Annotated in this window: 13 protein-coding genes and 3 tRNA genes; 9 read left to right on the top strand and 7 right to left on the bottom strand. The window is 70.7% G+C overall.

Annotated elements, in window-relative coordinates:
• Positions 1-9: 9 nt before the first annotated feature.
• The 3 genes from rpmG to JOC24_RS01965 all read right to left on the bottom strand — a co-directional run bounded on the left by rpmG (position 10) and on the right by JOC24_RS01965 (position 454).
• Positions 10-174, bottom strand: a complete 165-nt coding sequence (rpmG, locus tag JOC24_RS01975; RefSeq protein ID WP_003956487.1) for a 50S ribosomal protein L33 — start codon at positions 172-174, stop codon at positions 10-12.
• Between the two features lie 89 nt (positions 175-263).
• A tRNA-Met gene (locus tag JOC24_RS01970) sits at positions 264-336 on the bottom strand.
• Positions 337-381: 45 nt separating this feature from the next.
• Positions 382-454 (bottom strand) — tRNA-Thr (locus tag JOC24_RS01965).
• A gap of 294 nt (positions 455-748) precedes the next feature.
• Between JOC24_RS01965 and JOC24_RS01960 the strand changes: the two genes are divergently transcribed.
• From JOC24_RS01960 to JOC24_RS01930, 7 genes are all read left to right on the top strand, one after another.
• Complete coding sequence (locus tag JOC24_RS01960; protein WP_205018332.1) at positions 749-1,972, top strand: amidohydrolase family protein; 1,224 nt, start codon at positions 749-751, stop codon at positions 1,970-1,972.
• A 34-nt stretch (positions 1,973-2,006) separates the two neighbouring features.
• Positions 2,007-2,663, top strand: a complete 657-nt coding sequence (locus JOC24_RS01955; RefSeq protein ID WP_205018331.1) for an SDR family oxidoreductase — start codon at positions 2,007-2,009, stop codon at positions 2,661-2,663.
• 178 nt (positions 2,664-2,841) lie between these two features.
• Positions 2,842-3,504 carry a DedA family protein gene (locus JOC24_RS01950; protein ID WP_205018330.1) on the top strand — a complete coding sequence of 221 codons (663 nt, stop codon included), beginning with the start codon at positions 2,842-2,844 and terminating at the stop codon, positions 3,502-3,504.
• Positions 3,505-3,596: 92 nt separating this feature from the next.
• Positions 3,597-4,820, top strand: coding sequence for a sensor histidine kinase (locus JOC24_RS01945; RefSeq protein WP_307792615.1), 1,224 nt, complete (start codon positions 3,597-3,599; stop codon positions 4,818-4,820).
• Entirely contained in the window at positions 4,811-5,455 is a 645-nt protein-coding gene (locus JOC24_RS01940) for a response regulator (protein WP_205018328.1), read from the top strand. Before JOC24_RS01945 ends, JOC24_RS01940 begins: the two co-directional genes overlap by 10 nt.
• A 122-nt stretch (positions 5,456-5,577) precedes the next feature.
• Positions 5,578-6,810, top strand: coding sequence for an MFS transporter (locus JOC24_RS01935; RefSeq protein ID WP_205018327.1), 1,233 nt, complete (start codon positions 5,578-5,580; stop codon positions 6,808-6,810).
• Positions 6,811-7,115: 305 nt separating this feature from the next.
• Positions 7,116-8,138 (top strand): SMP-30/gluconolactonase/LRE family protein, encoded by a 1,023-nt coding sequence (locus tag JOC24_RS01930; protein ID WP_205018326.1) that lies wholly within the window; start codon positions 7,116-7,118, stop codon positions 8,136-8,138.
• A 22-nt stretch (positions 8,139-8,160) separates the two neighbouring features.
• On the opposite strand, the gene JOC24_RS01925 is transcribed toward JOC24_RS01930, so the two are convergent.
• Positions 8,161-8,751, bottom strand: coding sequence for a TetR/AcrR family transcriptional regulator (locus JOC24_RS01925; protein ID WP_205018325.1), 591 nt, complete (start codon positions 8,749-8,751; stop codon positions 8,161-8,163).
• 239 nt (positions 8,752-8,990) lie between these two features.
• A complete protein-coding gene (locus JOC24_RS01920; protein WP_205018324.1) occupies positions 8,991-9,422 on the bottom strand; it encodes a hypothetical protein in 432 nt (143 codons plus the stop codon).
• 567 nt (positions 9,423-9,989) lie between these two features.
• Between JOC24_RS01920 and JOC24_RS01915 the strand changes: the two genes are divergently transcribed.
• Positions 9,990-10,613, top strand: coding sequence for a hypothetical protein (locus tag JOC24_RS01915; protein ID WP_205018323.1), 624 nt, complete (start codon positions 9,990-9,992; stop codon positions 10,611-10,613).
• 191 nt (positions 10,614-10,804) lie between these two features.
• Here JOC24_RS01915 and JOC24_RS01910 read toward each other — a convergent pair.
• Positions 10,805-10,886 (bottom strand) — tRNA-Tyr (locus JOC24_RS01910).
• 165 nt (positions 10,887-11,051) lie between these two features.
• On the opposite strand from JOC24_RS01910, the gene JOC24_RS01905 reads away from it, so the two are divergent.
• Positions 11,052-11,540 carry a YajQ family cyclic di-GMP-binding protein gene (locus tag JOC24_RS01905; RefSeq protein ID WP_056796691.1) on the top strand — a complete coding sequence of 163 codons (489 nt, stop codon included), beginning with the start codon at positions 11,052-11,054 and terminating at the stop codon, positions 11,538-11,540.
• 101 nt (positions 11,541-11,641) lie between these two features.
• On the opposite strand, the gene JOC24_RS01900 is transcribed toward JOC24_RS01905, so the two are convergent.
• Complete coding sequence (locus tag JOC24_RS01900) at positions 11,642-11,914, bottom strand: GlsB/YeaQ/YmgE family stress response membrane protein (RefSeq protein ID WP_205018322.1); 273 nt, start codon at positions 11,912-11,914, stop codon at positions 11,642-11,644.
• Positions 11,915-11,928: the final 14 nt, after the last annotated feature.

The following is an 11,928-nucleotide window of genomic DNA, read 5'->3' as shown; positions in this document are numbered from 1 at the left end:
GAGCCTGATTCAGCGCGTTTCGCGGTGCGCCGTGTGCGAGTTGCAGCGCGGGCAGTGCTTCTTCATCTCAAGACGGTCCGGGTTGTTACGCCGGTTCTTCTTGGTGATGTAGTTCCGCTCCTTGCACTCCACGCAGGCCAGCGTGATCTTCGGGCGGACGTCGGTGGCAGCCACGTGAGTGCTCCTTGGACGGACGGATGGACGGATGAACGCATAAAAGAGTAGCCGATCGAAGGACCGACCCCACAATCGGCTACCGTTAGTAGCGGTGACCGGACTTGAACCGGTGACACAGCGATTATGAGCCGCTTGCTCTACCGACTGAGCTACACCGCTTTGATGCCGGGCTTCCCCGCCGAAGCGGGGTTACCCGATCACCAGAGCCCCAATGCGGAATCGAACCGCAGACCTTCTCCTTACCATGGAGACGCTCTACCGACTGAGCTATTGGGGCGAGCGAGGAAGACATTACACGGTCTCTCGCCGATCGCCCAAATCCGTTTCCGTCCCCCTCTCCGGCCTCCCTCCCGCCCTCCCGCCGACCTCTGCGGCGACCCCCTGATCAGGCCCTTGATCAGCCCGTACGCCACTGCCGCGGACGGCGTCACCGAGCCCTGCGGCCCACCTCCCACCGCCCAGCCGACAGGGCCACATTCATATGACCGGTGCCCTCCTCCTCGGAGCGGAGCGAGCCCCCGCCTAGGCTCGGCCGCCCTGCGTGATCTTGATTCCTTCCAGGAGCGGCGCGATGCCCGAAAGTTCCGGTGGCCCGCACGCGCTCCTCCTCAGCGGGGCGCGGCTCACGGACGGCCGCACCGTGGACGTGCGGATCGCCGGCCCGCGCATCGAGGCCGTCGGGAGGGCGGGCAGCCTCACCGCCCGGGGGACCCGTCTGGACCTGCGCGGCTACCTCCTGCTGCCCGCCCCGGCCGAGCCCCACGCCCACGCCGACACCGCGCTCACCGCTACGTCCAAGGGCCCGCCCTCCCATCGGCCCGAGGACGTCCGGCGCCGTGCCACCGAGGCGGCGCTGCTCCAGCTCAGCCATGGTGCGACCGCACAGCGCGCCCATGTGCGCGTCGGCGACGGGCGGGGACTCGGCCCTCTCGAGGGCGTTCTCGCGGCCCGGCGTTCCCTGCGGGGGCTCACCGCCCTGACCGCGGTAGCCGTACCCCGGCTCCTCACCGGCGTCGCGGGCGCGGACGGCCTCGCCGTGCTCCGTGACGCCGTGGAGGCGGGGGCGGGCGTGATCGGCGGCTCGCCCGACCTCGACCCCGATCCGGCCGGTCACACCGAGGCGGTCCTGGCTCTCGCCGCCGCCCACGGCCTCGCCGTCGACCTGCACACGGACGGTGACGACCCCGGTCGCCTGGCCCGCCTCGCGGCCATGGCCGCCGGCCACCGCCCGGGGGTCTGCCTGGGCCCCTGTACGGGCCTCTCGCGGCTTACGGACGACGAGGCGGCCCGCGCGGCCGACCGGCTCGCCGCCGCCGCCGTGACCGTGGTCTGCCTCCCTCAGGGCGGCTGCTCCGGTGCCCGGCTCCGCGGTACGCCACCCGTGCGGCTTCTGCGCGCGGCGGGGGTGCGGGTGGCGGCGGGCGGCGGGGCCCTGCGCGACCTCTCCAACCCGGTCGGCCGCGGCGACCCCCTGGAGGCGGCGTATCTGCTGGCCTCGCGGGAGGGGCTCGACCCCGTGCACGCGTACGAGGCCGTCTCCGGTACCGCCAGAGCGGCCCTGGGCCTGCCGGGGGTACGCGTCGAGGCCGGCTTCCCCGCCGAGCTCCTCGCCGTGCGCGGCGACGGCCTGGCCGGGGCGCTCTCCCTCGCGTACAGCAGGATCGTGGTGCACCGAGGGCGCGTGGTGGCGCGGACCAGCGCCGTACGCGAATACCGCGATTCAGGAGCCGCCGCGGCCGCTCTCGACCTCCCCCGTCAGGCACGCCCCGACCCGGGCCCCGACGGCGGGCCTTGAGCGGGAGCGCGCACGGCGGCGTACGGTCGTAGGCATGCGCATTGTCATTGCAGGTGGACATGGTCAGATCGCGCTGCGGCTCGAGCGGTTGCTCGCCGCGCGCGGTGACGAAGCGGTGGGCGTCATCCGCAACCCGCAGCAGAGCGAGGATCTGAGGGCGGCAGGTGCCGAACCCGTCGTGCTCGACCTCGAATCGGCGTCCGTCGAGGAGGTGGCCGAGGTCCTGAGAGGGGCGGACGCCGTGGTCTTCGCGGCGGGGGCCGGCCCGGACAGCGGCTCGGCACGCAAGGACACGGTGGACCGCGGAGCGGCCGTGCTCTTCGCGGACGCGGCGGAACAGGCGGGCGTGCGGCGCTACGTGGTGGTGTCCTCCATGGGCGCCGACCCCGATCACACCGGCGACGAGGTCTTCGACATCTACCAGCGGGCCAAGGGCGAGGCGGACGCCTACGTACGCTCCAGGAGCGGTCTGGACTGGACGGTCCTGCGCCCCGGGATGCTCACGAACGACGCCGGCACGGGCCAGGTGCTGCTCGCCGCGTCGACGGGCCGTGGCCCGATCCCCCGCGACGACGTGGCGGCGGTGCTGATGGAGCTGCTGGACACCCCGGCGACGGCGGGCCTGACGCTGGAACTGATCAGCGGGAGCAAGCCGGTGGCGGTCTCGGTGAAGGACGTCGCGGGCAACTGATCGGGGCCGCCCGGCCGACGGCCCCGCGCACGTGCGGTCCCCCGGAGGCCGGGCCCTGCGGAAAGCCGCACCGTACCGGGCGGGCATCCTCATACCGACCGCCCGACCGTGGTTTCTAACGTGGAGGGTGATCGGGGCACACGCCCCGGAGTGACCGACCGGCGGCTTGGAGCCTCACATGCAACTCACGTACTCGGCTCTGCCGCAGGAACCCGCGGGCGGCATCGCGGGCTGGGCCACCGGGCTCGTCGACACCTTGGGCGGCCCCGGAGCCGGTCTGGCCATCGCCCTGGAGAACCTCTTCCCGCCGCTGCCGAGCGAAGTGATCCTGCCGCTGACCGGGTTCGCCGCAGGACAGGGAGTCCTCAGCCTGGCTTCGGCGTTGTTCTGGACCACGCTCGGCTCGGTCGTGGGAGCCGTGGTCCTCTACTGGATCGGCATGGCCTTCGGCCGCGATCGCATGCACACCCTCTGGGGGAAGCTGCCGCTCGTGAAGGCCTCCGACCTGGTGCGTACGGAGGAATGGTTCGCGAAGCACGGCACCAAGGCGGTCTTCTTCGGCCGCATGGTGCCGATCTTCCGCAGCCTCATCTCCGTCCCCGCCGGCGTGGAGCGCATGCCTCTGCACGTCTTCGTCATGCTGACCACGCTCGGCAGCCTGATCTGGAACTCGATTCTGGTGATGGCCGGTTACTGGCTGGGCGACCAGTGGGAGACGGTGGAGACCTACGTCGGGTTCGCCTCCAAGGCCGTGCTGGTCCTGGTGGTCGTGGCCGTCGCGACGTACGTGGTCCTGCGACTGCGCGGCACCGACCGTGCGCAGCACCGCCGTAGTTCATGACCTCTCCCGGGCGCAGGTGGACCACGGCCCCGGTCTCCGGAGGGCCCGAGCGATCTTGCTGCGGCCCCACGTCCGCACTAGGCTCCCCCCTCGTGCAGGGGAACCCCTCAGGAGTCACCACCCGTCACTCCCCCGGCCGTCCGGAACAGGACGGCTCCGGATCGGACCCTGCCGCAGCCGCCGGCACGACCTCGTGGTCACGCCGGGGGCCGGGCGTGCTCCTCGGCTGTGCGACCGCCCTGGCCGGACTTCTGTACGTCCTTCCGGCAGGCATCGCCCTCGGGCCTCTCCTGCTGTGGCCGGCCACCCGGCCCGGCGCCCTCGGCATCCTCATGGCCGGGGCCCGGAGGCTGACGCGCCTGGAGTGGACGCGAAGGTCCTTCTTCTTCGGCGACCGCTTCCCCGAGCACTACGAAGCCTCCGACCGGAGGATCCTCCGTTACCTCACCGTCCGCAGCTGCGCCGGGCTGGTCTGCCTCCTCGTGCTCGGGCTGCTGGGTTTCGGTGTCGTCCTGGCGGGGCTGCTGCTGAGCGGGGCGATCCAGGGGTCGCTCCGGTGGGACGAGTTGCTGATGCAGGCGCTCCTCGGCGGGGTGCTGCTCTTCCTCGACCTCCAGGGGCTCCGCTCGCTCCTCGCCCTGGACGCACGGCTCGCCCGCGAGTGCTTCGGCCCCTCCGAACAGGAGTTGTTGCACCGGCGCATCGACGAACTGGCCAGCAGCAGGGCGGCCGTCGTACAGGCGGTGGACGCCGAACGCCGGCGCATCGAGCGGGACATCCACGACGGGATCCAGCAACGGCTGGTGGCCCTGGCCATGCTGCTCGGCCGGGCTCGCAGGGGGCGCGATCCCGAGCAGGCGGACGCTCTTCTGCGCCAGGCGCACCAGGAGTCGCGGGACGTGCTCGCGGAGCTGCGCGAAGTGGCCTGGAGGGTCTATCCGTCGGGGCTCGACAGCCTGGGGCTGGAGGAGGCGCTGGGAGGGGTGTCCGAGCGGTGCGGCATCCCCGTCCGCACCGAGTTCGCCGTCCGCGGGCCGCTGCCGCGCTCCGTGGAGACCGCCGCGTACTTCGTGGTGTCGGAGTCCGTGACCAACGCGGCCAAGCATTCCGGCGCCACAGCCGTATCCGTGGACGTGGTGCTCGGGGGCAGGGCGCTCACCGTACGCGTCCAGGACAACGGCAAGGGCGGCGCGGACCCCGCGGGCATCGGGCTGAGCGGTCTGCGCAGCCGGGTGGAAGCGCTGGACGGGGCACTGCACATCGACAGTCCCGAGGGGGGACCCACCATGGTTACCGCGGAGCTCCCATGCGCCTGATGCTGGCCGAGGACTCGGCCCTGCTGCGGGAGGGCCTGGTCCGGCTCCTCGTCGAGGAGGGGCACGACGTCCTGGCGTCCTTCGGTGACGCGGTGTCCCTGCTCGAGGAGATGGAGACCCGGCGACCGGACGTCGTGGTCCTCGACATCCGGATGCCACCGACACACACCACCGAGGGCCTGCTCGCGGCTCTGGAGATCCGCGAGCGGTGGCCGGAGACCGGTGTGCTGGTGCTGTCCCAGCACGTCGAACGCCACTATGCGGCCCAGCTGCTGGCCTCCAGCGCGGAACGGGTGGGGTATCTCCTCAAGGACCGGGTCGCCCAGGTCGAGGAGTTCCTGGAGGCATTGGAGCGCATCCAGGCGGGTGGCGCCGCCATCGATCCCGAGGTGGTGCGGCAGCTGGTCATCCGCTCCACCCACAAAGACCCCCTGGCCCGCCTCACGCCTCGTGAACGCAGTGTCCTGGAACCCCTGGCCCAAGGGCTCACCAACACCGCGATCGCGAAGCGACTGCACATCTCGGTGAGTGCGGTGGAGAAGAATCTGCACGCCGTCTTCGACAAGCTGGAGCTGTCTCACACCACCGGTCAAAGCCGGCGCATCCTGGCGGTCCTGAAGTACCTCGAGGCGTAGCCGCGCCGCGTGCTCGCAGCTCTCCCGCGCGTCTTCGGGCAGGGCCGCGGCCGGGTGCCGGACGGCTCCGCCGCCGCGAGGCGTTCCGTCCCCCGGAGCGTCCGCAGGATAGCGTCGGGCGCATGGACGGTGGCCCTGATCGCCGAGGTTGGCTCCCCTGTTACCTCAGCGGGGCCGTGTTCGCGGTGTGCATGGCGGGGACCACTCTGCCGACGCCCCTCTACAGCCTCTACCAGGACGAGCTCGGGTTCTCCGAGTTGACGGTGACCGTGGTGTACGCGGTGTACGCCTTCGGTGTCATCGGGGTGCTGCTGCTGGCGGGAAACGCCTCCGACGCGGTGGGCAGACGCCCCGTGCTGCTGTGGGGCCTGGCCTGCGCGGCGGCGAGCGCCGTCTGCTTCCTGTGCGCCACCTCTCTGGGCTGGCTCTACGCGGGCCGGCTCCTGTCGGGCCTGTCGGCCGGGCTGTTCACCGGGGCGGCCACGGCGTACGTCATGGAGCTGGCGCCCGGCAAGAGCTCGCCCAGGGCCTCGTTCGTGGCGACGGCGGCCAACATGGGCGGCCTGGGCTGCGGCCCGCTGCTGGCCGGGGTCCTCGCCCAGTACGCGCCCTGGCCGCTGCACCTGCCGTTCGTCGTGCACCTGGCGTTGCTGTCCGTCTCGGCGGTCGTCCTGTTCCGCCTGCGGGAGACCGTGGGCGAGCGGCAGCCCCTGAACAGCGTCCGGCCGCAGCGGCCGGGGCTGCCGCCGGAGGTCCGGGCGGTGTTCAGGCCGGCGGCACTCGCGTCCTTCGTGGGGTTCGCGCTGTTCGGGGTGTTCACGTCGGTCAGCCCGGCTTTGCTCTCCCGGTTCCTGGACGTGGACAACCGCGCGGTGAGCGGGCTGATCGTCGCGCTGGCCTTCTTCGCCTCGATCGCGGGGCAGTCGGTGGTCGGCAGGATCGGGGAGCGGCGGTCGCTGCCACTGGGCTGCGCGGGTCTTCTCGGCGGACTGGCACTGCTCGCGGCCGCCCTGTGGTGGCAGCTGCTGCCCCTGGTCGTGCTGAGCGCGCTCCTCGGCGGCGGGGGCCAGGGGCTGGCCTTCAGAGCTGCCCTGTCCCAGGTGGCCGCCGCATCACCCGCGGACCGACGGGCGGCGGTCATCTCGGCGCTGTTCGTGGTGGCGTACGCGGGCATCTCCCTGCCGGTGATCGGAGTGGGCGTCCTGTCCAGTCACATCGGCCTCCAGGACGCAGGGCTGATCTTCATCGGGTGCATGGCCGTCCTGGTCACCTGTGCCGGTGCCTATCTGTTGCGCCGCCACGTGGATGACGGGTCATCAGCTGTGCGCGGGGACACCGGGCGGCACTCCCGCTGACCAACGGGCCAGGCCGTTCCGCGGCCGATGCGCGTGGGGCGCCCGGCGGTGGCGGGTGAGCCCGGGCGCGGTGAGTCCGTGACGGGCCGGTGCACCTGATCGATCGTCATACCGCGCCGTCTATCCCGTCGACCGACCGTCCCGGATCCAGCGGCTGTCCGCTACCGTGACAACAACCGGACATAGCTGTCCGGTTGCGGCACGGACGAACCATGACAGCCGTGCAGGGCGCCTCCGCGCCCCCGTACGGGCGACGCGATCCTCTCGGCCGACGGGCTCCCCGCAGACAGGAAGAGTGATCCCCCATGCGACGACTCCCGGTCCGGTCCCTCGCGGTGCTCGCCATCGTCGGCACGCTGGTGCTCACCGGATGCGGCACGGAGACAGGTGGCCGCGCCGACAGCACACCGGCCGCAGGAGGTGCGGACAGGACCATCCGCGCCCACGAGGTGATGCAGTTGACGAAGGTGCACCCAGAGACCGGGATGACCCTGCTGGAGGGCCCGACCTTCGACGGGAACGGCAAGCTGCTCGTCGTCGACGTCACCGCCCCTGCGGGGAAGCCGAAAGTCATCCGCGTGGACGTGCGGAAGAGGACGTCACAGGCGGTCCATACGGACGACCGGGGGGCCTACACCTCGGCGCAGTTCAGCCCGTACGACGGCCGTCTCTACCTGACCGACTACGCGCACGGTGAGGTCGTCAGCCTGGCCCCGGACGGAAGCGACCCGCGGACCTTCTTCTCCGGGGACGTCGAGGGAGCGCGGATGAACCCCGACGACATCGCCTTCGACGAGGACGGCAACCTGTACGTCAGCGACTCACGCGGCCTGTCCACCGACGACGCGCACGGGCGTGTGGTGCGGATCGAGCGGGACGGCAAGAAGTCGACCGTCCTGGCCGAGGGGCTGGCCTCGACGAACGGGATCTCCTTCGACGCCGGCTACGAGGGGTTGTGGATCAGCGAGCTCACGCAGAATCGGATTTCCTACCTCCGCCTGGACGGCAAGGGCGGCGTGGCTTCCAAGCACACCGCCGTCCGCGTGGACGGCGGGATCGCCCAGACCGACTCGATCGCCGTGGACGCGGCCGGAAACATCTACCAGGCACTGCACGGCCGGGCGGCCATGGCCGTGTACGACCGGCACGGCGAGCGCCTTGCGACCGTCGAGGTCCCCGCCCGCGCCGAGGGGCTCGAGTCGGCGACGAACGTGGCGATCACGCCCGGCGGCACCAAGGCGTACATGACCGTCAGCGGACCGGCCGGCGGATTCCTGTACACCTTCGACGCGCCGGCGAAGGGTGTCCGGCAGTCCAACGGCGGCTGACACCCACTCCGTCGCCGCTCCCTCACCCCTCGAAGGGTCGCACCGGCCCCACCTGGACGCCGAGCATCCGCCAGGCCGCCACCGCACGGCGTTCCCGCACCTCGCGTGTGGGGCCGCCGACGGCGCCGGAGACCATGGCGACGGCGAGCATGAGGTCGTTCGAGGCATCCAGCCGGTGCCCCTTCGGCAGGTGTTGCCGCAAAGCGGACTCGACCCTGCCCGACAGGACCAGGGCGTGGGCGAGGGCGTCCGCATGGCCGGTGGCCCCGTTGGCGTGCAACAGCCCCAGGAACGCGGCCGACTCCGTCAGGTGCCAGGTCAGCACGCCGAGGACGTCGTCGAACAACGCGCCCTCGGCCGCGGCCGCCTGCTCGATCTGCCGTACGTTCTCCTCCAGGACGGCGATCGCCACCGCCGTCCGGTCGGGGAAGTGCCGGTACAGGACGCCTTGCCCGACCCCCGCGCGACGCGCGATCGCGGACAACGGGGCATCCAGCCCGTGGGCCGCGTAGATCTCCCGCGCGGCGGCGATCAGAGCGTCCCTGTTGCGGGCAGCCACCTTCGGCCCGTGGTTCGCGGGCCGCCGCTCGGCGGGCACAGCGGGCTGAGACATCCCGAAAGGGTACCGGCCACTCTCCGAACCGGGCCGCCGCCGACGGGCCCCCGTCGCTGCCGACGCGCATCGCCACCACAGCGGGACCTGCGCCGATACCGCCGCACACTGTGAGGCACGGACCGGCCGGCGACGCGCGGGCGGTGCCGCCGCGAGACGGCTTCGCCCCGCCGGGACCCGGGTCCCGGCGGGGCGAGCAGGTGACTCCTGGCCGGGGCCGCCCGTCAGGAGCCGGCCCGTCAGGCACCAGCCGGGAACGACTCCCAGGCGCTGCACGTCGCCGACACCACCGTGCCGTTGTTCCGCAGACACACCTTGAGGTAGATCCGGGAGCTCTCCGGGGCACTGGCGTTGACGTCCTCGCAGGTGGCACGGCCCTTGCCGTTGTAGAGCGAGTGGACGGTGCCGCCGCTGCCGACCTTCCAGTAGCCGATGACACCCGCGCCGTCGCTCGAGTTGTCACAGGTCGAGATGTGCTCGCCGTACGTGGCGAGGTTCATCGAGCCCGCCGCGCTCAGGTAGCTGCCGGACGGCTTGGTCGTCACGTCGTAGATCTCGGCGGCCGACGCGGGCCCCGCGGTCACGAGCGTGCCTGCGGCCACGGCGAACGCGACGCCCGCCGCGGCCACGGGACGCCGCTTACCGCTCAGCCGACTCTGCAAGAAGGACACAGTTTCCCCACCCCTACGCTTCGGTTTCGCCCGATCATGTACACGAGGAAAAGTACCGGCGGGCGGGAGCGCCCGCCCCTGGTTTTCGCACCGGTCACGGCCCCTTCACGCACTGACCACATCGCCTGGCACCATTCAGCCAAGACAAGCTTTTCGGCCCTCGAGCTGAGCGCGGCCAGGCGGTGTGGCGGAAGCCGGCCCCGAACTCCACCCCACACATGCCCCGCCACCAGCGGGTCGGCATGCGAGATCCGGAGTGACACCGCGGGGCCAACGGCACCCTCGGGACTCGTCGGCGCCGGGCAACGAGAGAGGGCCCGTGCTCAGCATTTCTGCTGTTCACGGGCCCTCTCGTTCCTGTGGCGGCGCCAGGGTTCGAACCTGGGTGGGCTGAGCCGGCAGATTCGCAGCGGGCTCCCTTGACATGCCTGATCCGCGGTTTCCCCGCTGGTGGGTGTCCTCGGGGCACGCCTGAGGGAAGGCGTTGCGCGAGAGGCTGCGCGCCCGGTGGGCGGGAAGCCAAAAAAGACCTCGCCCGCCTCATGTCGACGGACAACAATGCCGGGCATGGGGACAGACATTCACGGCATCATCGAGTGCCGCTGGGATCGCTGGCTGGACGAGGACGATCGCGAGTGGTTCCAGGCCGTCGACCTCTCGCACCTCTACAACGGGCGCTCCTACGTTTCCTTCGGATCCCTGTTCGGTGTCCGCGACACCACCTCGTTTCGCCCACTCGCCGATCACCGAGGCCTCCCTCATGACGTGTCAAAAGAGGTCCTCGCTGACTTCGAGCCCTGGAGTGACGAGCTGCACGGCGAGTCCTGGATCTCCTGGGCGGAGCTGGCCTCCACCGATTGGGACGAAGTCTCGAACGAGGTCGACGGTTGTGTTCACGAGTTCCGCCGGAGCTCTGACGGCGGCTGGAGGATGCACGGACGGAACTCCGGCCTCACCCGCTTTGCCGAACTCTCCGGCCTCACCGACGCCCGGCAGCTCTACTCCGCGGGCAACGTCTTTCCCGAGAACACCGAGTGGCCGGACGGCGACCGACTCTTCCGCGTCGGCCGCCTGCGGCGAAGGGACGCCGTACCCGACAGCGACTGGGGCGCCGTCTGGTCGGTCATGCGCACACTGGCGAACCTCCACGGTGACGAGGGAGTCCGCCTGGTCGTCTGGTTCGACGGCTGACTCCACCAGAGCTGAGCCCAACAGCCGACTGCGCCAAGCGGTCGGCCAAGGCTGAGGGGCAATAACACCTAGACCGGTCGTGGTGGTGGATCGCTCGCTGCCACTGGCACCTTCCGTGGTCAGACTTGCACACACGCAGAAACCCCGCCCGACCTGCGGTAAAAGCAGGTCGGACGGGGTTTCCCGTCCTGTGGCGGCGCCAGGGTTCGAACCTGGGTAGGCTGAGCCGGCAGATTTACAGTCTGCTCCCTTTGGCCACTCGGGCACACCGCCTGGAACGACGCGTCGGATCCCGGTTGGGGGCTCCTTGGCGACGACGTAAACGATACCTGATGCCCAGGGGTGCTACGCCACCTGGTTGATCAGCACCGGGTGCCGTCGACGGTGGCTAGGCTTTGTGCCGTACCCCAACGCATACGACGCAAGGAGCCACACGTCATGGCCGACTCCAGTTTCGACATCGTCTCGAAGGTCGAGCGGCAGGAGGTCGACAACGCCCTCAACCAGGCCGCCAAGGAGATCTCCCAGCGCTACGACTTCAAGGGCACGGGGGCGTCGATCTCCTGGTCCGGCGAGAAGATCCTGATGGAGGCGAACGGCGAGGAGCGGGTCAAGGCGATCCTCGACATCTTCCAGTCCAAGCTGATCAAGCGCGGGATCTCCCTGAAGTCGCTGGACGCGGGTGAGCCGCAGCTTTCCGGCAAGGAGTACAAGATCTTCGCCACGATCGAGGAGGGCATCTCCCAGGAGAACGCCAAGAAGGTGGCGAAGATCATCCGAGATGAGGGCCCGAAGGGTGTCAAGGCCCTGGTCCAGGGCGACGAGCTGCGCGTCAGCTCGAAGAGCCGGGACGACCTGCAGACCGTGCAGGCGCTGATCAAGGGCAAGGACCTCGACTTCGCGGTGCAGTTCGCCAACTACCGGTAGGCGGCTCGCTGCTGCGTGCAGCGGGTCATGGGCGGGGCGGGGTGTGCCGGTCGGCACGGCCCGCCCCGCCGCCGTATCCTGCGGGGCTGCGCGGGAGCGGCTCAGCGACGGTCGCGGGAGTTGCCGAAGAGCAGCCGGTAGGCGATCAGCAGGACGAGCGAGCCGGCGATGGCGGCGACCCAGGTGGCCGTGTCGTAGAAGTCCGTACTGATGGGGCGGTCGAGGAAGCGGGACGACAGCCAGCCACCGAGGAAGGCGCCCACGATGCCGATGAGGGTCGTGCCGACGATGCCGCCGGGGTCACGGCCCGGCAGGAGGAACTTGGCTATGGCGCCGGCCAGCAGCCCGAGGATTATCCAACTGATGATGCTCATGTTCGCGAACCTAC

The organism is Streptomyces sp. HB132 (assembly GCF_016909575.1).
Classification (GTDB): domain Bacteria; phylum Actinomycetota; class Actinomycetes; order Streptomycetales; family Streptomycetaceae; genus Streptomyces.
The sequence above is the reverse complement of the archived record's forward strand: the minus strand, read 5'-3'. Positions and strand labels throughout refer to the sequence as shown.

Bases quoted from the DNA above. Each gene is read 5' to 3' on its own strand.
- JOC24_RS01960 (WP_205018332.1), top strand. From the start codon at position 749: ATGCCCGAAAGTTCCGGTGGCCCGCACGCGCTCCTCCTCAGCGGGGCG.
- JOC24_RS01955 (WP_205018331.1), top strand. From the start codon at position 2,007: ATGCGCATTGTCATTGCAGGTGGACATGGTCAGATCGCGCTGCGGCTC.
- JOC24_RS01950 (WP_205018330.1), top strand. From the start codon at position 2,842: ATGCAACTCACGTACTCGGCTCTGCCGCAGGAACCCGCGGGCGGCATC.
- JOC24_RS01940 (WP_205018328.1), top strand. From the start codon at position 4,811: ATGCGCCTGATGCTGGCCGAGGACTCGGCCCTGCTGCGGGAGGGCCTG.
- JOC24_RS01935 (WP_205018327.1), top strand. From the start codon at position 5,578: ATGGACGGTGGCCCTGATCGCCGAGGTTGGCTCCCCTGTTACCTCAGC.
- JOC24_RS01930 (WP_205018326.1), top strand. From the start codon at position 7,116: ATGCGACGACTCCCGGTCCGGTCCCTCGCGGTGCTCGCCATCGTCGGC.
- JOC24_RS01925 (WP_205018325.1), bottom strand. From the start codon at position 8,751: ATGTCTCAGCCCGCTGTGCCCGCCGAGCGGCGGCCCGCGAACCACGGG.
- JOC24_RS01915 (WP_205018323.1), top strand. From the start codon at position 9,990: ATGGGGACAGACATTCACGGCATCATCGAGTGCCGCTGGGATCGCTGG.
- JOC24_RS01905 (WP_056796691.1), top strand. From the start codon at position 11,052: ATGGCCGACTCCAGTTTCGACATCGTCTCGAAGGTCGAGCGGCAGGAG.
- JOC24_RS01900 (WP_205018322.1), bottom strand. From the start codon at position 11,914: ATGAGCATCATCAGTTGGATAATCCTCGGGCTGCTGGCCGGCGCCATA.